The 19810-nt window shown below is 70.3% G+C and carries 20 protein-coding genes; 9 read left to right on the forward strand and 11 right to left on the reverse strand.

The features are described 5' to 3' along the window. Positions 1-224: 224 nt before the first annotated feature. The 5 genes from I2W78_RS23000 to I2W78_RS23020 form a co-directional block, all read right to left on the reverse strand. The gene (locus tag I2W78_RS23000) at positions 225-1202 is read right to left on the reverse strand and encodes a DMT family transporter (RefSeq protein ID WP_230885556.1); all 978 of its coding nucleotides are present in this window, start codon (positions 1200-1202) and stop codon (positions 225-227) included. 230 nt (positions 1203-1432) lie between these two features. Then, entirely contained in the window at positions 1433-2374 is a 942-nt protein-coding gene (locus I2W78_RS23005) for a transporter substrate-binding domain-containing protein (protein WP_307783749.1), read from the reverse strand. After that, positions 2371-3705 carry a methylaspartate mutase gene (locus I2W78_RS23010; protein WP_196462161.1) on the reverse strand — a complete coding sequence of 445 codons (1335 nt, stop codon included), beginning with the start codon at positions 3703-3705 and terminating at the stop codon, positions 2371-2373. Before I2W78_RS23010 ends, I2W78_RS23005 begins: the two co-directional genes overlap by 4 nt. Before the next feature lies 1 nt (position 3706). Beyond that, positions 3707-4174 (reverse strand): cobalamin B12-binding domain-containing protein, encoded by a 468-nt coding sequence (locus tag I2W78_RS23015; RefSeq protein ID WP_196462162.1) that lies wholly within the window; start codon positions 4172-4174, stop codon positions 3707-3709. A gap of 133 nt (positions 4175-4307) precedes the next feature. Continuing rightward, complete coding sequence (locus I2W78_RS23020; RefSeq protein WP_196462163.1) at positions 4308-4787, reverse strand: GNAT family N-acetyltransferase; 480 nt, start codon at positions 4785-4787, stop codon at positions 4308-4310. 68 nt (positions 4788-4855) lie between these two features. On the opposite strand from I2W78_RS23020, the gene I2W78_RS23025 reads away from it, so the two are divergent. Next, complete coding sequence (locus tag I2W78_RS23025; RefSeq protein WP_196462164.1) at positions 4856-5662, forward strand: exodeoxyribonuclease III; 807 nt, start codon at positions 4856-4858, stop codon at positions 5660-5662. On the opposite strand, the gene I2W78_RS23030 is transcribed toward I2W78_RS23025, so the two are convergent. Beyond that, positions 5659-6303 (reverse strand): MerR family transcriptional regulator, encoded by a 645-nt coding sequence (locus I2W78_RS23030; protein ID WP_196462165.1) that lies wholly within the window; start codon positions 6301-6303, stop codon positions 5659-5661. The genes I2W78_RS23025 and I2W78_RS23030 overlap by 4 nt on opposite strands. A gap of 168 nt (positions 6304-6471) precedes the next feature. Between I2W78_RS23030 and I2W78_RS23035 the strand changes: the two genes are divergently transcribed. The 4 genes from I2W78_RS23035 (at position 6472) to I2W78_RS23050 (ending at position 10070) form a co-directional block, all read left to right on the forward strand. Continuing rightward, positions 6472-8010: a flavin-containing monooxygenase gene (locus tag I2W78_RS23035; RefSeq protein ID WP_196462166.1), complete on the forward strand. Its 1539-nt coding sequence runs from the start codon at positions 6472-6474 to the stop codon at positions 8008-8010. Next, entirely contained in the window at positions 8007-8933 is a 927-nt protein-coding gene (locus tag I2W78_RS23040) for an alpha/beta fold hydrolase (protein ID WP_196462167.1), read from the forward strand. Before I2W78_RS23035 ends, I2W78_RS23040 begins: the two co-directional genes overlap by 4 nt. Then, positions 8930-9814: an SDR family oxidoreductase gene (locus I2W78_RS23045; RefSeq protein ID WP_196462168.1), complete on the forward strand. Its 885-nt coding sequence runs from the start codon at positions 8930-8932 to the stop codon at positions 9812-9814. Before I2W78_RS23040 ends, I2W78_RS23045 begins: the two co-directional genes overlap by 4 nt. A gap of 76 nt (positions 9815-9890) precedes the next feature. Continuing rightward, complete coding sequence (locus I2W78_RS23050) at positions 9891-10070, forward strand: hypothetical protein (protein WP_196462169.1); 180 nt, start codon at positions 9891-9893, stop codon at positions 10068-10070. Between the two features lie 220 nt (positions 10071-10290). Here the strand turns inward: I2W78_RS23050 and I2W78_RS23055 are convergent, their stop codons facing one another. Beyond that, the gene (locus I2W78_RS23055; protein ID WP_196462170.1) at positions 10291-13530 is read right to left on the reverse strand and encodes a S41 family peptidase; all 3240 of its coding nucleotides are present in this window, start codon (positions 13528-13530) and stop codon (positions 10291-10293) included. Positions 13531-13768: 238 nt separating this feature from the next. Between I2W78_RS23055 and I2W78_RS23060 the strand changes: the two genes are divergently transcribed. Both I2W78_RS23060 and I2W78_RS23065 read left to right on the forward strand, forming a co-directional pair. After that, a complete protein-coding gene (locus I2W78_RS23060; protein WP_196462171.1) occupies positions 13769-14368 on the forward strand; it encodes a TetR/AcrR family transcriptional regulator in 600 nt (199 codons plus the stop codon). Between the two features lie 101 nt (positions 14369-14469). Beyond that, positions 14470-16680, forward strand: coding sequence for an MMPL family transporter (locus tag I2W78_RS23065; RefSeq protein WP_196462172.1), 2211 nt, complete (start codon positions 14470-14472; stop codon positions 16678-16680). Between the two features lie 81 nt (positions 16681-16761). Here I2W78_RS23065 and I2W78_RS23070 read toward each other — a convergent pair whose 3' ends face one another. Genes I2W78_RS23070 through I2W78_RS23080 form a run of 3 tightly spaced genes read right to left on the reverse strand, consistent with a single transcriptional unit; the run spans position 16762 to position 17735 of the window. Next, on the reverse strand, positions 16762-17016 hold the full coding sequence (locus I2W78_RS23070) for a type II toxin-antitoxin system RelE family toxin (RefSeq protein WP_196462173.1): 255 nt from the start codon (positions 17014-17016) through the stop codon (positions 16762-16764). Continuing rightward, positions 17009-17275, reverse strand: a complete 267-nt coding sequence (locus I2W78_RS23075) for a type II toxin-antitoxin system Phd/YefM family antitoxin (RefSeq protein ID WP_196462174.1) — start codon at positions 17273-17275, stop codon at positions 17009-17011. Before I2W78_RS23075 ends, I2W78_RS23070 begins: the two co-directional genes overlap by 8 nt. Next, positions 17244-17735 carry an ATP-binding protein gene (locus tag I2W78_RS23080; RefSeq protein ID WP_230885557.1) on the reverse strand — a complete coding sequence of 164 codons (492 nt, stop codon included), beginning with the start codon at positions 17733-17735 and terminating at the stop codon, positions 17244-17246. The genes I2W78_RS23075 and I2W78_RS23080 overlap by 32 nt, the downstream gene beginning before the upstream one ends. A 140-nt stretch (positions 17736-17875) precedes the next feature. Here I2W78_RS23080 and I2W78_RS23085 point away from each other — a divergent pair, with 140 nt between their 5' ends. Both I2W78_RS23085 and I2W78_RS23090 read left to right on the forward strand, forming a co-directional pair. Further along, positions 17876-18724 (forward strand): helix-turn-helix domain-containing protein, encoded by an 849-nt coding sequence (locus I2W78_RS23085; RefSeq protein WP_196462175.1) that lies wholly within the window; start codon positions 17876-17878, stop codon positions 18722-18724. Continuing rightward, entirely contained in the window at positions 18721-18930 is a 210-nt protein-coding gene (locus tag I2W78_RS23090) for a DUF397 domain-containing protein (RefSeq protein WP_196462176.1), read from the forward strand. The genes I2W78_RS23085 and I2W78_RS23090 overlap by 4 nt, the downstream gene beginning before the upstream one ends. Here I2W78_RS23090 and I2W78_RS23095 read toward each other — a convergent pair. Next, positions 18908-19693 (reverse strand): class I SAM-dependent methyltransferase, encoded by a 786-nt coding sequence (locus tag I2W78_RS23095; RefSeq protein WP_196462177.1) that lies wholly within the window; start codon positions 19691-19693, stop codon positions 18908-18910. The two genes, I2W78_RS23090 and I2W78_RS23095, sit on opposite strands and share 23 nt — an antisense overlap. Positions 19694-19810 lie beyond the last annotated feature (117 nt).

Genomic DNA, 19810 nt, shown 5'->3' on the forward strand with positions numbered 1-19810 from the left:
TCGGGATCTGGCGGTGGTGTGGTGGGGGGTTGCCGGGATCTGGCGGTGGTGTGGTGGGGGTTGCCGGGGTCGGGCGGTGGTTGCGCTGGGCTGTCGGGATCTGGCGGTGGTGTGGTGGGGGGTTGCCGGGATCTGGCGGTGGTGCGGTGCGGGGTGCCGGGATCGGACGGTGGTTGCACTGGGCTGCCGGGCGAGGCGGTGGTGTGTGGTGCGGGCCGCCGGGATCAGACGGTCGTGCGCTTGCGGGCTGCCGGGGTCGGCTGGGCCGGGGTGCTGGTGTCGGAGTCCGAGGCGGAGGTGGAGGCCGCGCGGAGGCGGGGGCGCCAGCCGAGGTTGATGCCGAGGGAGGCGGCCACGATGAGCGGGATGCCCAGCGCCTGGGTCCAGGTGACGTGGTGTCCGTAGACGGCCCAGTCGCAGATCATGGCGGCGGCCGGGTACACGAAGGCCAGGACGGCGATCTTCGAGGTGGGCAGCTTCTGGTACGAGGAGTACATCAGCACGTACATGACGCCGGTGTGGATGAAGCCGAGGCCGACGAGCCAGGCCCAGCCGGTGCCGAAGTCGGCGCTCTGGTCGAGCTGGGTGAAGGGCAGCAGCAGCGGGATGCCCAGCAGCACCTGGACCAGCGCGACGAGGTGGGGCTTCACGCCGGTGACGCGCTTGGTGATGATCGTCGACAGGCCGTAGAAGAGGGCGGCCAGCAGCGCGTATCCGAGACCGACCAGGTAGCTGCTGCCGCCGGAGAGGTCGGACGTCGAGACGCCGGCGACGAGGATGAGCCCGAGGAAGGCGACGAGCAGCCAGCCCGCCTTGTGCGCGGTGATGCGGTCCTTGAACAGCAGGGCCCCGAGCATGACCACGAAGAACGGTTGCGTGTGGTAGACGACGGTGGCCACGGAGATGGACGTCGAGCTGTAGGACTCGAAGAGGAACGCCCAGTTGAACACGATGAACACGCCGCCGAGTGCGGCGAGGCCGAGCTTCTTCGCGGTGAAGCCGTGGTTCTTGAAGAAGCCGCGGATCAGGCAGTACAGGCCGAGGAAGAGGGTGCCGAACACGCACCGGTAGAAGACCACGTTGAACGGCGAGGCGCCGGACTCGACGACGAAGACGCCGAGGGTGCCGGACAGCAGCATGGCCGCCGTCAGTTCCACTGCTCCACGCGACTCCTGACGTGCCGTCGCTTCTGATGTGCTCATGTCATACTCCTGCTCTGGGGGGAAACGGGTCTCCCCGGCGTCCGGGGTGGAGGTCGGTGAGGCGGGGTGTGCTGGTCGGCGGCTCGGCGATGGTCCGCATCGCCCGGCCCCGAGAAGCCGGCCTACGAACAAGCTACGAACTTCTGGCAGTCCGGGTCCACGGCCGGCTGGGGAACGAAATCGATGCCCGCATCAAGGCTGTCGATCGGGGCGTGCGAGCAGGCGAAACGTCAGTGCAGGGGCAGGGGGTAGTGCAGGCCGCCGTCGGTCCACAGGGCGTTGGTGCCACGGCTGACGTCCAGGCCGGAGGCCGCGCCCAGGTTGCGGTCGTAGACGTCGCCGTAGGTGCCGACGGCGTCGAGGACACGGCGTGCCCAGCCCTCGTCCAGACCCAGCGTGGGTCCGTGCCGGCCGGCCAACTCGGCAGCGGCGTACGCCGCCTGCGTCGAGCCGTCCTCCCGGACGGCGTGTTCGGCGGCGACGAGGAACTGCAACACCCACCGGGCCACCCGGAACCAGGCCGGGTCGTCGTCGCGGACGGCGAGCGCCATGGGTTCCCGGGAGATGGCGGTCTCCAGCACCGTGTGGTCGGCGGGGCGGGGCAGCGTGGCGCGGGCACCGGCCAGCGCGATGCGGTCCAGGACGTATGCCGCGCACCCGCCGTCCGCGTAGCCGGCCAGCGCCTCGGCCGGGGTGGCGTAGGCGACGGGCTCGACCTTCAGCCCGCGCGCGCCGAACCACGCCGCCAGATTGCTCGCGGTGGTGGTGCCCTCCTGGGTGGCGACCCGCCGCCCGGCCAGCTGCTCCGGGGTGGATATCCCGTCCGCCGTCCGGACCAGGAAGCCCTCCCCGTCATAGCAGGTGACGCCGGCGAACAGGACGGGGTGGGAGGCCTCGCGCCCCAGGGTCCACGACAGGTTGCAGGTGGCCACGTCCGCTCCGCCCGAGGTGAGCCGTGCCAGCCGCTCGGCGGGGTCCGTCGGCAGCCACTCCACGGCACCGGCGTCGCCGAGCACCGCCGCGGCCACCGCGCGGGCGATGTCGGCGTCGAGCCCGCTCCACGTGCCCTGCGCGTCGGGCAGGGACAGGCCGCGGATTCCCTGGCTGACCACCGCCCGGACCTTGCCGTGCGCGCGCACCGCTTTCAGAGTGTTGTGCGTTCCGGTCGTCACAGCATCCCCCTCACCGCGGCGCCGACCAACTCCTCGCGGTCGAAGCGGCGTTCGTTGTAGCCGAGCATCTCGATCAGTGAGTGCGCCGTCACCGGTCCGCGGCCGTGTCCGCCGAAGCCGGTCACGGGCATGGCTCCCGGGTCGGACCAGCGCAGGGTTCCCGCGGGATCGATGGCCGCCCGCGAGCGGTTGGCGTTGTCCTGGTGCAGGCAGAACGGCACGTCCAGGTGCCCGTGGGCGAAGGCGCCCACCAGCGCGGATCCGACGTCGCCGCCGAAGCCCAGCGTCGACGTGATCAACCGCAGTGCCTCTTCGTAGATGCCGGTCTGCTGAAACGTTTGCTCTGAGGGGATGTGGCGTGCCTCGTCGGTGGCCACGGCGGCCGCGAACTCCAGGGCGTCCACGTTCTCCTCGATGGTCGGAATACGGTGCGCTTCCACGGCGGTCTTCACAATGAGCCGCTCGGTGCCGCTGCGGACCGCGAGGCGGACGCTGTCCTCCAGCATCCGGTACGCGCCCACCGGCGTCCTCGGATACACCCCCATGTACGTGTAGAGCACCACGTGCCAGTCGACGTCCCCCAGCCACTGCGCGGCGAGGCGGCGCAGCGCGGCGAGCGCTTCGAGGTCCTGCTCGGGGCTGGTCTGCTGGGCGTAGCTGACCGAGATGCTCCGCACACCGTGCTCCCGGAAGAACAGCCCCTCCAGGATGCTGAGGGCGATCAGCAGACTGGGCGGGCACAACTGGCCGAGCATGCAGCCGCCGAAGCTCTCCAGGTGCACCGTCCGCGGCTGGTCCGCCAGGATGCGGCAGCACTCGGCCCAGGCCGCCGTCGCCTGCGGCAGCGGCACCCGGCTGTAGGGCAGGCAGTACGAGACCGGGCCGCCCTCGGTGGCGTCCGCGCCGACGCGGGCCAGCGCCGCGAACAGTTCCTGGGGGAGCGCGGAGCCGTGGCGGAACTGGACGGGGAAGTCCTCACCGGCCACACCCTCCAGCAGGCGGCGGGTCTCCTGCGTGCCGTGGGCCACCACGGGGTAACCGTTGAGGTCGTCGCCCCGCTCCAGCGCCCGCCGGGCGGAGTCGTGGTCGTTGACCCGGGTGTAGCTGTCGACGGTGACCGTGCCGACGGATGCCCCGTGCACCGCCCGCACCGCCTCGAGACCGCGCCGCATGGTCGCCGAGTCGGCGAACCCCATCCGCGGCTGCACCACCAGGCGCCCCTGTTCGTGGCTGCGCCGGACGAAGCGGGAGAACCGGCCGCCGGCCGGCACGATCGGCGACGGCGTGGCGGGAGCGGACCGGGCAGGCGCGTTGCTTTCGAAGCCGCTCATCTCAGGCCCCCCTGCCGGCCGTGGCGAGTTCACGGGCAGGTGCCTTTTCCAGCCCGCCGAGAAAGGCGTCGAATTCGGCGAGTCCGGCTTCCGCCTCGAATGCCGCGTCGAACCCGGCCGCTACGAGCTCGGTGCCGAACCGAGCGTTTTCGGACCCTCGAATACCTAGTTTTCCGCCGATGACCACACGCAGATCGGCCAGTTCGGAATCGGAGCGGATCCGCTGGATGAGCCGGAGCCCGTCCAGGTGCCCGTGGCCGTTGACGGTGCTCACCACCAGCGCGTCAGGGCGGACTCTTCGGCACTCGGCGAGGATCACGTCGTCCGGAACACACGCTCCGAGGTTGACCACCTCCCCGCCTCGTTCCTCCAGCAGTAACTGCAGAAATACGAGGTTCCACATGTGGGCATCTGATGACACGCTGGTGACGATGAAACGTCCGGAGCGTGCCGGGGATATCTCGTCCATTACTCCCGTCCGCAGGTCGGCGAAGCTGACGTACTGGAACCTACGAGTTCGGGTGACAGCCGGTCCACAACACGGTGGGGAACGAAATCGATGCCCGCATCAAGGGTGTCGATAGGGGAGTGCGGAGGCCTTGTCAGGCGAGGAACTTCGCGTAGCAGCGGCTGGACTCGTAGGAGCGGTAGTAGCCGAACTTGGCGCACGGCTCGTAGCCGCTGGAGGTGTAGAGGGCGATGGCCTCCGGCTGCTGGGTGCCGGTCTCCAGGACCATGCGGACACGGCCGGCGGCGCGGGCGTCGTCCTCCAGGGCGGCGAGCATGCGCCGGGCGATGCCGCGGCCGCGCAGCTCCCTGACCACGTACATCCGCTTCAGCTCGGCGTCGCCGTCCTCGTTGCCCTCGGCGTTCTTGTCCTGGCTGCGCCAGCCGCCGGTGGCGACGGGGCGGTCGGTGTCGTCGTAGGCGATCAGGTACACGCCGTTCGGCGGCTGGAAGTCCGACGGGTCGAGGGCGGTGGCGTCGCCGCCGTCGCCGTAGCGCTCGTGGTACTCGGCCTGGACCTCGTCGTTGAGCTTCACGGCGTCGGGGTGGTCGAAGGGGACGCGACGTATATTCATGCCGGGGATCGTACACCTATGCGAAATCGGAATCTGGACTTTGTCCAGTGTGCCGGTAGGGTGCCCCGGTGCTCATTGTGACCTCTGTGAATGTGAACGGGCTGCGGGCCGCCGCGAGGAAGGGCTTCGTGGAGTGGCTCGCCGGTACGCAGGCCGATGTGGTCTGCCTGCAGGAGGTGCGTGCCGAGCCGCAGCAACTGCCCGAGCATGTACGGGCGCCGGAGGGCTGGCATGTGGTGCACGCGCCGGCGGCCGCCAAGGGGCGCGCGGGCGTCTCCCTGTACACCCGGCGCGAACCGGACGCCGTGCGGGTCGGATTCGGCTCGGCCGAGTTCGACGGCAGTGGGCGCTACGTCGAGGCGGACCTGCCCGGTGTGACGATCGCCTCCCTCTATCTCCCGTCCGGCGAGGTCGGCACCGAGCGGCAGGACGAGAAGGTCCGCTTCATGGGCGAGTTCCTCGCCCACCTCAAGGGCCTGCGCGAGCGGGCCGCGGCCGACGGGCGTGAGGTGCTCGTCTGCGGCGACTGGAACATCGCCCACCAGCGGGCGGACCTGAAGAACTGGCGCGGCAACACCAAGAACTCCGGCTTCCTGCCGGAGGAACGGGAGTGGCTCACCGCCGTGTTCGACGCCCAGTCCGGCGGTTACGTCGACGTCGTACGCGCCCTGCACCCGGACGTCGAGGGCCCGTACACCTGGTGGTCGTACCGGGGGCGGGCCTTCGACAACGACACGGGATGGCGCATCGACTACCAGGTCGCCACGCCGGGGCTCGCCCAGCGGGCGCGCAAGGCGTATGTGGAGCGCGCCGCCAGCCATGGCGAGCGGTGGTCGGATCACGCGCCGGTGACCGTGGTCTACGACCGGTCCTAGGCGCCCTTGCGCATCCTCCGGTCCAGCGCCAGCGAAAGCTCCGCCTCCACCACGCTGCGGGCCAGGGGGCGCAGGCGGGGCAGGTCGGATTCCGAGGCGTGGCGCAGGACCAGGTCGGCGAAGAGTTCGGCCAGGGCGTCGGCGTGTGAGCGGACCTCCTTGCCCGCCCGGATCACCTCCGCGAGCGGGATGCCCTCCCGTACCAGCGCCGAGGACACGTCCAGCAGGCGGCGGCTGATGTGGACGATCTCGTCGCCGTCGGTGCCGAGGTAGCCGAGTTCCATCGCGGCGGCCAGGTTCTCGGGCGTGACCTCGCCCTCGAAGCGGGCGGCGAGCTCCTCGGGGGTGAGGCGGACCGGCTCCTCCTCGGTGGGGGCGCCGACGCCGAGCAGGTCGGCGACGCCCCGGCCGTGGTCGAAGGCCTCCGCCAGCTCCGCTATGCCGGTGAGGGTGTGGCCGCGTTCCAGCAGCGCCGCGATCGTGCGCAGGCGGGCCAGGTGGTGGTCGTCGTACCAGGCGATACGGCCCTCGCGGCGGGGCGGCGGTATCAGCTTGCGTTCGCGGTAGAAGCGCAGGGTGCGCACCGTGATGCCGGCCAGCCGGGCCAGCTCCTCCATGCGGTACTCACGCTTGTCTGCCACGTCCGAACCCTAAGTCGTACCGCCGGTAACTTTCCTCGTACCGACCCCTACCCATCAGTACGCCGCTCCTCTAGTCTCCCGATTGTGCCAGTGTTCACTGGCAGAGTCGCAGAGTACGCACAGTACGCAGAGCCGCAGAGTCGCGGAACGGCATGGAGGGGCATCGGTATGGCCGAGCACGAGCATGTACGGGTGGCGGTGGTCGGGTCGGGGTTCGGCGGGCTCGGTGCCGCCGTGCGGCTGCGCCGCGAAGGGATCACCGACTTCGTCGTCCTGGAGCGGGCCGACAGCGTCGGCGGCACCTGGCGGGACAACAGCTACCCCGGGTGCGCGTGCGACGTACCGTCCCATCTCTACTCGTTCTCCTTCGCGCCCAACCCCGACTGGCCGCGCACCTTCTCCGGGCAGGAGCACATCCGCGGCTACCTGGAGCGCGTCACGGATGTCTTCCGGCTGCGCCCGCACATCCGCTTCAACTCGGAGGTGAAGCGGATGACCTGGGACGGTGACGAGTTGAGGTGGGAGATCGAGACCGCGTCCGGCACCCTCACCGCCGACCTCGTCGTCTCCGCCACCGGGCCGCTGTCCGACCCGAAGGTCCCGGACATCCCGGGGCTCGACACCTTCCCCGGCAAGGTGTTCCACTCGGCCCGCTGGGACCACGACTACGACCTGCGCGGCAAGCGGGTCGCCATGGTCGGCACGGGCGCGTCCGCCATCCAGATCGTGCCCGCCATCCAGCCCGACGTGTCGAAGCTCGTCCTCTTCCAGCGCACCCCGCCCTGGGTGATGCCCCGCGTCGACCGCGCGATCAGCGGCGCCGAGCGCCGGCTGCACCGCGCCCTTCCGCTGACGACCCAGCTCCGGCGCGGACTGCTGTGGGGCATCCGGGAGTTGCAGGTCCAGGCCTTCACCAAGCGCCCGGGCGAGCTGGGCTTCGTGGAGCAGCTGGCCAAGCGCAACATGGCCCGCGCCATCAAGGACCCGGCCCTGCGCGCCAAGCTCACCCCCGACTACCGCATCGGCTGCAAGCGGATCCTGCTGTCGAGCGACTACTACCCGGCGATCGCACGGCCCAATGTGGACGTCGTCGCGAGCGGGCTCGGCGAGATCCGCGGCTCGACGGTCGTCGCCGCCGACGGCACCGAGGCCGAGGTCGACGCGATCGTCTTCGGCACCGGCTTCCACGTCACCGACATGCCGATCGCCGAGCGGGTCGTCGGGGCGGACGGCCGGACGCTCGCCGAGGTCTGGAAGGGCGGCATGGAGGCCCTGCGCGGCGCCTCGGCCGCCGGGTTCCCGAACTGGATGACGATCATCGGGCCCAACACCGGCCTCGGCAACTCGTCCATGATCCTCATGATCGAGTCCCAGCTGAACTACATGGCCGACTTCGTACGGCAGTTGGAGGTGCTCGGCGGACGCGTCGCACTCGACGCGCGCCCCTCCGCCGTCCGCGCGTGGAACCACCGGGTGCAGGAGCGCATGAAGCGCACGGTGTGGAACACCGGTGGCTGCACCAGCTGGTACCTGGACGCGGGCGGCCGCAACACGACCATCTGGCCCGGTACGACGAGCGAGTTCCGGCGCGCGACGCGGCGGGTGGATCTGGGCGAGTACGAGGTAGTGCGCCCGTCCGCGGCACGGGTCACCGAGGAGACCGCGCGGGAGACCGCCGAGGAGACCGCGCGGGAGGCCGCCGTATGAGCCGCCTGCTGCACGTCTCGTCCGGCCCCTACGCCCCACCCGTCCCCGCCCGCGAACTGACCGTCAGCTCCGCCGACGGCGCTCGCCTGCACGTCGAGGTGCACGGCCCCGAACGCGCGCCCGCCGTCGTCCTGGTGCACGGCTGGACCTGCTCCACCGCCTTCTGGGCCGCGCAGATCCGCGCCCTCGCCGTCGACCACCGCGTCATCGCCTACGACCAGCGCGGCCACGGACGCAGCCCCGCGAGCCGCGCGTGCGGTACGGAGGCCCTCGCCGACGACCTGGAAGCCGTACTCGCCGCGACGCTCGCGCCCGGGGAGCGGGCCGTGATCGCCGGGCACTCCATGGGCGGCATGACGGTGATGGCGGCGGCCGAGCGGGAACGTTTCCGCGCGCACGCGGCGGCCGTCCTGCTGTGCAGCACGGGCAGTTCGCGGCTGGTCGCCGAGTCGACCGTCGTACCGATCAGGGCGGGACGCCTGCGGACCTGGCTGACCCGGCACATCCTCGGCTCCCGCGCTCCCCTCGGTCCGGTCACGCCCGTGGCGCGCAGGATCCTCAAGTACGCCACCATGGGCGCCGGTTCCGCCCCGCACATGGTGGAGGCGTGCGCGCGGATCGTGCACGCCTGCCCGCGCGCCGTGCGCCACACCTGGTCGCACGTACTGAGCCTGCTCGATCTCGACCACGCCGTACGGCAGTTGCAGGCGCCCACGGCGGTCGTCGTCGGCGCGCAGGACCGCCTCACGCCCCCGGTGCACGCCCGTGCGCTGGTCGCCGCGCTGCCGCGCTGCGTCGGACTCACCGAGCTTCCCGGGCTCGGCCACATGACACCGGTGGAGGCTCCCGAGCTGGTCACCGGGAAGATACGCGAACTCGTCACCACGTACGCGCCGGAGGAACCGGTCAAGGAGGGCGCATGAGCAGGGTCAGCCTGGAGGGGCACGTCGCGGTCGTCACCGGGGCCGCGCGGGGCGTCGGGGAACTGCTCGCCCGCAAGCTGTCGGCGCGCGGCGCCAAGGTGGCGCTGGTCGGCCTGGAGCCGGACGAGCTCAAGCAGGTCTCCGCTCGGCTGCACAGCGAGAGCGAGCACTGGTACGCCGACGTCACCGACCACGTGGCCATGACGAAGGTGGCCCAGGAGGTCAAGGAGCGGTTCGGCAAGGTCGACATCGTCGTCGCCAACGCGGGCGTCGCGACCGGTGGGCCGTTCGCCGAGTCCGATCCGCGGGCCTGGCAGCGGGTCATCGAGGTCAACCTCATCGGCTCCGCGGTGACCGCCCGCGCCTTCCTGCCGGTGCTCACCGAGAGCCGGGGCTATCTGCTGCAGATCGCGTCCCTCGCCGCGATCACTCCGGCGCCGATGATGACCGCCTACTGCGCGTCCAAGTCGGGCGTCGAGGCGTACGCGCACAGTCTGCGCGCCGAGGTCGGGCACCAGGGCGTGAAGGTCGGCGTCGCGTATCTGTCCTGGACCGACACCGACATGGTGCGCGGGGCCGATCAGGACGACGTCATGCGGGAGTTGAGGCAGCGGCTGCCGTGGCCGGCCAACAAGACGTATCCGCTGGGACCGGCGGTGGACCGGATCGTGGCCGGGATCGAGCGGCGGTCGAGCCATGTGTACGGGCAGTGGTGGCTGCGCGGAATGCAGGGCGTGCGGGGGTACTTGCCGGGGATCGTCGGGACCGTGGGGCAGCGCGAGATGCGGCGGTTCGCGTCCCGGTTGCCGGGGATGCGTACGGGACTTGTGGGCGCGGGTGGCGCGGCCGATGAGCAGCAGAGAACTACGGTGCGTAAGTGATCGACATGCGCTGGGTTATCGCCCGTGTGAATCTGGTCGTGCCAGATTCCCTCACCCCCCACGGGAGTGAACCCACATGGGTATGAAGGACCAGTTCCAGGAGAAGTCGGAGCGTCTGCAGGAGCAGGCCAAGCAGAAGATCGGCGACGCCAAGGAGCGTGGCCAGCAGCGGGGGCGCCAGCCGCGTGACGACGAGGAGATGGAGCGTCAGCGGCGTGAGGAGCAGGACCGGTTCGATCAGGACTACGACGCCTGACGACTGATGTCTGATCGGCTTCGCCCGTGAATGCAGGGTGCCCTTGCTCTCCGAGGGTGCCCTGCGTTCTTCGTGTTCGGGTGCGGGTTGTGTTTTCGGGTGCGGGTTGTGGTGGGTTGGTCGCGCCCACGCGGCGGAGCCGCAAATCGATACAGCCCCGCGCCCCTGGGTTAGTTGCCCTGGCGCCCCTGGGAAAGCGAAGCGCCTTATGGGAAAAGCCTCACGCCCTTGGGGGGAGTTTCGGTCTCGATCTGTCTGGGACGTGGCTGTAGTCCGGGGGCGTTGCCGCCGGTTCTGTTTCCAGGAGGTTCAGGGCCAGTTGGACCGCGTCGTCGAGTTGGGCGTAGCGGCCCTCCGCCCAGTCGAGGGGGGTGCGCAGGGCCTCCACGTCGGGGGAGACGCCGTGGTTCTCGACGGACCAGCCGTAGGCGTCGAACCAGGCCGCGTTCATCGGCACGGTGATGATCGTGCCGTCGCCCAGGCGGTGGCGGCCGGTCATGCCGACGACGCCGCCCCAGGTGCGCTGGCCGACGACCGGGCCCAGTTTGAGGAGTTTGAAGGCGGCCGTGATCATGTCGCCGTCGGACGACGTGGCCTCGTCAGCGAGTGCCACCACCGGGCCGCGCGGCGCGTTCGAGGTGTACGACACCGGCTGGGCGTTGCGTGTGAGGTCCCAGCCCAGGATCGTGCGGGTCAGCTTCTCGATGACCAGTTCGCTGATGTGCCCGCCCGCGTTGCCGCGCACGTCCACGATCAGTGCGGGCCGGGACACCTCCATGCGCAGGTCGCGGTTGAACTGGGCCCAGCCGGAGCCGCCCATGTCGGGGATGTGCAGATAGCCGCACCGGCCACCGCTCAACTCCCGTACCACGGCCCGGCGTTTGGCCACCCAGTCCTGGTAGCGCAGCGGGCGTTCGTCGACGAGCGGGACGACGGCTACCCGCCGGGAGCGTCCCGCCCCCTCGGCCGGGGTGAACGTCAGCTCCACCGTCGTACCGCCCGCGCCCGCGAGGAGTGGGTAGGGGCCGGTCACCGGGTCGACCGGGCGGCCGTCCACGTGGGTCAGGACCGCGCCCTCGCGGATGCCCGAACCGGCCAGCGGGGAACGGGCCTTGGAGTCGGAGGAGTCGCCGGGGAGGATGCGGCTGACCATCCAGCCGCCCTCGCGGTGCACGAAGTTGGCGCCGAGCAGGCCCTGTCGGCGCTGGTAGTGGGGCGGGCCCTCGTTGCGGCGGGCGGCGCTGACGTAGGCGTGGGAGGTGCCCAGTTCGCCCAGCACCTCGCGGAGCAGGTCGGCGAACTCGTCCGGCGAGGCGACCCGTTCGACCAGCGGCCGGTACTGGTCGAGCACGGCGTCCCAGTCGATCCCGCACATGCCGGGCTCCCAGAAGTAGGCGCGGATGAGCCGGCCCGCCTCCTCGTACGCCTGACGCCATTCGGCGCCCGGGTCGACCTCGTGCATGATGCGGCGTACGTCGATCCAGGTCGTCGTGTCGCTGTCGCCGACCTCGGTGGACGGCACCGCGCGCAGCTCGCCCTCGTCGACCACGACGAGGCGGGTGCCGTCGCCGCTGACGGTGAAGAAGTCGATGTGCTCGACGAGTTCGGACTTCTTCGCCTTGGTGATGTTGAAGTACTCCAGGGTGGGGCGGCCGCTGGTGTCGTCCGGGTTGACGAAGGTCTCGCCGAGCGCGCCCGAGATCGGCCAGCGCAGCCAGACCAGCCCGCCGCCCGCGACCGGGAGCAGCCCGGAGTACTTGGAGGCGGCGACCGGGAAGGGCGTGACCCTGCTCTCCAGGCCCTCGACCTCGACCGTCACCGTGCCGCCCTCACCGCCCTCGGCGCCGGCCTCGTCCTCGACCGGGTCCAGGCCGCCGGCGGCGGGACGCCCGTCCGGGTTGAGCGCGAAGGGGGAGGGGGTGGCCGAGGACAGCGGGACCAGATACGGGCGGCAGCCGAGCGGGAAGGAGAGGTCGCCGGTGTGGACGTCGTAGACGGGGTCGAAGCCGCGCCAGGACAGGAAGGCGAGGTAGCGGCCGTCGCGGGTGAAGACCGGGTTCTCGTCCTCGAAGCGGCCGTTGGTGACGTCGACGATGAAACGGTCCTTGATCCGGGCCAGTTTGATCTGGCGCAGGGTCCGGCCGATGCCCGGGTGCGACCAGGTCAGCCAGGAGCCGTCGGGTGAGAAGGCGAGGTCCCGCACCGGCCCGTTGATCGACCGGATCAGCTCGGTCACCTCGCCGTTCGAGTCCTCCGTTGCGTCGATCAGCAGCAGCCGCCCGTCGTGCGCGGCGACGGCGAGCCGCTCGCCCTCCGGGTCGGACACCATCTCCAGCACCCGGCCCAGTTCCCCCTGGGCCAGTCGCCGCGGCCGGCGGTCGCCGGTGGCGCGCGGCAGATAGGCGATCTCGATCGCGTCCTCGCCCTCCGCGTCCGTCACATACGCGACCTGGCCGCCCGAGCCGAGCATCTCCGGCAGCCGCACCCGGACGCCCTTGGTGTCGGTGATGGTGCGGGCCGGGCCGTCGCGATGGGTCAGCCAGTACAGACTCCCGCGGACGACGACCGCGCTCGCACGCCCGGTCTCGTCGACCGAGATGCCGTCCACGTGGTGGGCGGCGGGCACCTGGTACGTACGCCGTCCCGCGCGCGGACCGCTCAGGCGCACGTCGAGACGGCGGGGCGCCGAGTCCGCGGCGAGGTCGTCGACGAGCCACAGGTCCCCGGCGCACTGGTACACCACCCGCGTGCCGTCGCCGGCGGCGTGCCGGGCGTAGAAGGCGTCGTGGTCGGTGTGGCGGCGCAGGTCGGAGCCGTCGTAGGCGCACGAGTAGAGGTTCCCGACGCCCTCGTGGTCGGAGAGGAAGGCGATCCGGCCGCCGACGAACATCGGGCAGTGCAGATGGCCGTCGAGGTCGTCGAGCAGGCGCTGCCCGTGCAGCCAGAGGCGGCCCATCGCGCCGCCGCGGTAGCGCTTCCAGGAGGCCGGTTCGTGGGGTGGGGTGCCGGTGAGGAGCAGGGTTCGGTGTCCGTCCTCGATGTCGGCGACCTGGATGTCCGCGACCGGGCCCCAGGGCAGTTTGCGGCCCGGGTCGCCGTCCGGGGAAACCTTGTAGGCCCATGTGTAGTGCGAGAACGGCTCCCCGTGCGAGGCGACGGCGAGGATGTCGCCGTCCGGGGTCCAGCCGCACACCTGGGTGTCCGGACTGCCCCAGTACGTGAGGCGGTGGCCGGTACCGCCCTCCACCGGCACCAGGTGCACCTCCGGCACGAGGCTGCGCCAGCTCGTGTACGCGATCCGGCGGCCGTCGGGGGAGAAGCGGGGGTGGCCGACCTTGGTGCGGTCGACAGTGAGCCGCCAGGCGCGGCCCGGGCCGTCGAGGGGGGCGAGCCAGAGGTCGTCCTCGGCGACGAAGCACAGCAGGTCACCGCTGAGGTGGGGGAGACGCAAATAGGTCACCTTCCCATGCTTTGCCCCCGGGACGTACCGGAGCAAGTCGTGAAAATACCGGCCACGATCCGACCGCGATCCGACCGCGATCCGGGCGCGATCCGGCCGCGATCCGCACGACGACGTGTGACACGTGACCCGAGACACGTACGAAACGGTTTCGTTTCCCTAGGTCCTGCGCTACATTCGTTCGTGTACGAGACCGTGTCGTACGGAGACGGATGACCGAGCGGGAAGGGTGAGTCGCATGACTGAGGTCGCAACGGCGCGTCGCAGTCGGATCACACCCGAGCGAGCGGCCGAGTTGTACGAGGCCGTGCTCGAACTGCTCCGGGAAGTCGGCTACGACGCCCTGACCATGGACGCCGTGGCCGCCCGTACCAAGTCCAGCAAGGCGACGCTCTACCGCCAGTGGGGCGGCAAGGCCGAGCTGGTGGCCAGGGCGATCCGGCACAACAAACCGGGCAACATCGCCGACGTCGACACCGGGTCCCTGCGGGGCGACTTCCACGCCCTGATGGCCCATGAGGACGACTGCACCATGGAGCAGAACGCCGCGCTGATGCGGGGTCTGGCCATGGCGGCGCACACCAACCCGGACCTCATGCGGGCGTTCAAGGAACTGCTCGTGGAGCCGGAAACGCAGGAGTTCCGCAAGCTGATCCAGCGGGCGGTGGACCGGGGTGAGGTCCGGGCGGACAACCCCGCGCTGAACTACGTCGTGCACATGATGCTCGGCGCGTTCGCCACCCGGGCGCTGATCGACGACCTGCCGCCGACGAAGGCCTTCCTCATCTCGTACATCGACGCCGTGGTCCTCCCCGCTCTCGGCGTCCCCACCGCCTGAGCACCCTCTCAGCCAGTACCAGCACCTGACGCGACCGCTCACTCGTCGGGCTGATCTCCCCTGCCCTGAAACACCCCACGACTGACCGGGAGTACGCCCTCGTGGCCACGTTCCTCTACAAACTCGGCCGACTCGCCTTCCGGCGACGGCACTTCGTCGCCCTGATCTGGGTGGCGCTGCTGACCCTCGCCGGTGTCGGCGCGGCCAGCGCGCCCACGCCCGGCACCACGTCCTTCTCGATCCCCGGCACCGAGGCCCAGAAGGCCTTCGACCTGCTGGAGGAACGATTCCCCGGTATGAGCGCCGACGGAGCGACCGCCCGTGTCGTCTTCAAGGCGCCGGCCGGCGAGAAGATGACCGACGCCGCCAACAAGTCGACGGTCGAGGACACCGTCCAGGAGCTGTCCGACGGCTCCGAGGTCGCCTCCGTCGCCGACCCGTTCGCCGCGAAGGCCGTCAGCAGGGACGGCACGATCGCGTACGCGCAGGTCAAGTACGACGTCTCCGGCATGGAACTGGAGGACTCGTCACGAGAAGCCCTTCAGGAGGCCGCGCAGGAGGCGCGGGACGCCGGGCTGACCGTGGAGATCGGCGGTGACGCGCTCCAGACGACGCCGGAGACCGGTGCCACGGAGATCATCGGCATCGGGGTCGCGGCGGTCGTCCTCGTCATCACCTTCGGCTCGCTGCTCGCGGCCGGACTCCCGCTGCTGACGGCCATCATCGGCGTCGGCATCGGCGTCGCGACGATCACGGCGCTGGCGAGCACCCTGGACCTGGGCTCGACGACCTCCACCCTGGCCACGATGATCGGCCTCGCGGTCGGCATCGACTACGCGCTGTTCATCGTCTCCCGCTACCGGGCGGAACTGGCCGAGGGCCGCGAGCGCGAGGAGGCGGCCGGCCGGGCCGTCGGCACGGCGGGCTCGGCGGTGGTCTTCGCGGGCCTCACGGTCGTGATCGCGCTGGTCGGCCTGTCGGTCGTCAACATCCCGATGCTGACGAAGATGGGCATCGCGGCGGCGGGCACGGTGGCCATCGCGGTCCTGATCGCGCTGACGATGATTCCGGCGCTGCTCGGTTACGCGGGCCGCAAGGTGCGTCCGGCGGGCGAGAAGAGCAAGCTGCTGGGCGGAACGCGCGCCTCGAAGCGGGGGCGCCCGAACATGGGCACGCGCTGGGCGAGCTTCGTCGTACGCCGCCCTGTCGCCGTGCTCCTGCTGGGCGTGCTCGGCCTCGGTGCGGCGGCCGTCCCGGCGGCGTCGCTCGAACTGGGCCTGCCCGACGACGGCTCCCAGCCGACGTCGACGACACAGCGCCGGGCGTACGACCTGCTGTCGGAGGGCTTCGGCCCCGGCTTCAACGGCCCGCTGATGGTGGTGGTCGACGCCAAGACGAGCGACGACCCGCAGGCCGCCTTCGGTGAGGTGACCGACGAGATCAAGGGCCTCGCGAACGTCGTGACGGTGACGCCACCGGTGCCAAACGAGAGCGGCGACACGGCGACGATCACCGTGATCCCCGACTCCAAGCCGTCGTCGGTGACGACCGAGGACCTGGTGCACGCCATCCGTGACACCGGCGCGCAGGTCAAGGCCGACACGGACGCGGAGGTGCTGGTCACCGGCTCAACGGCGATGAACATCGACGTGTCGGAGAAACTGAACGACGCGCTGATCCCGTACCTGATCCTGGTGGTGGGTCTGGCGTTCCTGCTCCTGATCGTGGTCTTCCGCTCGATCCTGGTCCCGCTGAAGGCGGCGCTCGGCTTCCTGCTGAGCGTGATGGCGGCGCTGGGCGCGGTGGTCGCGGTCTTCCAGTGGGGCTGGCTGTCGGGGCTGATGGGCGTCGAGGAGACCGGTCCGGTCATGTCGATGATGCCGATCTTCATGGTGGGCGTGGTCTTCGGTCTGGCGATGGACTACGAGGTGTTCCTCGTGACACGGATGCGGGAGGCCTACGTCCACGGGGAGAAGCCCAGCCAGGCGGTGGTGACGGGCTTCCGGCACGGCGCCAGGGTCGTCACGGCCGCGGCGGTCATCATGATGGCGGTCTTCGCGGGCTTCATCGGCTCCAGCGAGTCGATGGTGAAGATGATCGGCTTCGGCCTGGCGATCGCGGTCTTCTTCGACGCGTTCGTCGTCCGCATGGCGATCGTCCCGGCGGTGCTGGCGCTGCTCGGCAAGAAGGCCTGGTGGCTGCCGAAGTGGCTGGACCGCGCGCTGCCCAACGTCGACGTGGAGGGCGAGGGCCTGCGCACGGCGGCGGACCGCGCATCCAAGGACGAGGACCGGGAGCTGATCCGCGCATGACGCGGTGACGGCTTCCTGAGAGCCGGCCGGTGAGGGCACCGTGGGGACGGGGCTTGCCCTCACCGGCTTTTTTCAGGCGTCCTAGGCCGTGGAGCGGTGGCCGACGTGAACGACCCACACCACCAGTTCTCCGTTGTCGATCGTGTAGATGATGCGGTAGTCGCCGACGCGGAGTCGGCGTCGGTCCGGCTGCGAGACAAGGGCGGTGGTGTTACAGCCGAGCGGGTCGCTTTCCAGCTCCGTGAGCTTGACCAGGATGCGGAGCGCCATGTCCCGGGGGATCTTGGGGAGCTCTGCCTGAGCCTCTGGCCGGAAGACAGTGCGGTACTTACTCACTGCGCTCCAGCGTCTCCCTCATGACGTCCTCGATCGGGATGCCGGCTGCCGGGTTGGCCATCCGCTCGTCGATGATCCGGTTGATCTCGCGCTCTTCCCACTCCTGGTACTTGCGCAGGACCTCGATCGACACGACGGCGGCGACCTGCTTGCCGCGCCGGGTGATGACCGTAGGCGTGTCATCGCGGTCGGCCCGCTCGACCACCTCGGCCAGATGAGCGCGCACGTCACGGATGGACTCTATGGGCATCTGCGTCATGCACCAAAGGTGCATCGCGTCCCATGTGTACACATTGTCCTTTGTGTAGTTCGGCCCACACCGTCTTGCGTGGCTGTGGGCCGTGGGTCACGCCCCAGCGGTCGGCGAGTGTGTCGACGAGGAGGAGGCCGCGGCCGGAGTCGGTGTGTGGGGTGGGGTGGGTGAGCCGGGGGAGGCGGTCACCGCGGGTGTCGGTGACCTCGATGCGGAGGGTGTCGCCGACGACGTAGAGCGTCAGGCGGAAGTCGCGTCCCGGGACGCGGCCGTGGGTGGCGGCGTTCGCGGCGAGCTCGGCGAGGATGTGCTCCGCCGGGTGCAACGGGAGTCCCCAGGCGCGGAGTTGTTCGACACCGAGGAGGCGCGCGAGGCGGGCTCCGCGTGGGGTGGGGGACAGGAGCACGGTGAAGTTGCGGATGGGGTGGTCGAGTTGGGGCTCGGCGGGGGCGGCTTCTTGGTTCATGTCACTCAGCGTGGCGGAACGTGCTTGCCTTGACGTGGGGTGACGCCTGTGCGTACCGGGACTGTCTCGGCGTTGTCTCGTTTTGTCTTGGCTGTCTCGGGTGTCGCGGGGGAACGGAAGCCCGTTGGAGGTGGGTGGGCATGAGTAACGAGGGTGTGGACGAGGCCGGTTGGGACGTCGAGCCGGGGGACGAGAACGCGCCGTTGGTGGAGGCGGTAGGGCGCCTGGCCAAGCTCTGCCGGGAGGAAGCCGGGATGCGGGTTGCCGAGTTCGCGAGGGCGGTCGGCTACGGCGAGGACATGATCCGCAAGATCGAGCGGGGAGCGCGCATTCCCCGGGTGGAGTTCCTGGAGCGGGCCGATGAGGTGCTGAACGCCGGTGGACATCTGAAGGCGTTCAAGGAGGACATGCGCAGGGCCAGGTATCCGCAGAAGGTGCGGGAGCTCGCGCAGTTGGAGGGGCGTGCGGTGGAGCTCCAGCTGTACGGCAACCACAACATCCACGGGCTGTTGCAGACGCCGGAGTACGCGCGAGCGCTGCTGCAGACGTGGCGCCCCCGCTTGTCGGACGACGAACTGGAGCGTGCCGTGGCCGCACGGGTGGCTCGACAGTCGATCTTCGAGCGGGTCCCTGCTCCTGAGCTCAGCTTTGTCCAGGAGCAGGTGACGCTCGAACGCCCGGTCGGGGGGACAATGACCCTGCGTCGACAGCTCGAACGTTTGCTGGAGGTGGCTCAGTTGCCGAACGTCGAATTCCAGGTGATGCCGACGTCGTGCGCGGACCACCCGGGAACAGGCGGGCGAATCCAGATGCTGAAGTTCGGGGACGGTACGGCATTGGGGCGCACCGACGACGAGTTCGGTGGGCGGCCGGTCTCGGACCCGAGGCACCTCCGGGTCCTTGAGCTGCGGTATGGCATCATCCGGGCCCAGGCTCTCACGCCGAGGGAGTCCCTGGCCTTCATCGAGCAAGCCCTGGGGAGACTATGAGCACGCCGGAACTCCACTGGTTCAAGAGCAGCTACAGCGACAGCAGCAACCCCAGTGACTGCGTCGAAATAGCCATCACATCCGCCACTATCCACATCCGCGACTCCAAGGCGCCCGGCGTTGCACAGCTCACCGTCACTCCCGCCGCCTGGTCGGACTTCTTGACGCACGTCTCCGACTGGCCTACGCCCGGCCCCGCGTGCTGATCAGGGGGTACGAGTTGACGACGAACGCCGGGTCGTCCAGCAGCGCGTAGAAGCGGGTCAGCTGGGCCTCCGTGACGCCGTCCGCCAGCAGGCCCTCCCTCGCCTGTTGCATGTTCACGCGGTGCAAGGAGATGCCCTTGCCGCCTCCCGCCCAGGACTCGCCGTACGTCATGGACGTGACCTCGTGCAGGCCCGCCTTCGTCATCGCGGCATGCGTGCGCACGCCCCACCGTACGTCGGCACCCGCCTTCTCCAGTTGGGTGAGGAGGGCGGAATGGAGGTCCTGGAAGAGGGACGCCGATTCCTCGTCGGGGGCGGCCAGGATCGGCGTCCAGGTGCAGTCGAACTCGTCCAGGACCAGCCGGCCGCCGGGGCGGAGTGCCGCCACCAGACGGTCCAGGACGTCCAGGCGTTCGGGCAGGTGCAGCAGGACCAGGCGGGCGTGGATCAGGTCGTAGCCCTCGCCCGGGAGCGGGTCGTTGACGATGTCGTGGCGGAGGAGGCGCACCTGGGGAGGGTGTGGGCGTGACTGTGCCCAGCGAGGGTCCAGGTCGGTGATGGTGACCTCGCCGCCCGGGCCGACCTGTTGGGCCAGCCAGTCGCCCAGTGAACCGCCTCCTCCGCCGACCTCCAGGCACCGCCAGCCGGGCGCGAGGCCGGTGAGCTGGAGTTGGCGGCGCGAGAAGGGGTCGTAGCAGGACTCCAGGACGGAGAAGCGGTCGGGCGTGCGCGCGTCGGTGTTGTCGAACAGGTAACGGGACATATCGGCCATGATCGGGGAGCGCCACGGCGTATCGGCGGGGGCGCGCGGAGCAGCTGCTCAGCGTGTGGGTCGGCCTAACTCAGTCGCATGTGCCGTACACGGGTCGCTAGCGTGCCC

Source organism: Streptomyces spinoverrucosus (genome assembly GCF_015712165.1).
GTDB classification, from domain to species: Bacteria; Actinomycetota; Actinomycetes; order Streptomycetales; family Streptomycetaceae; genus Streptomyces; species Streptomyces spinoverrucosus_A.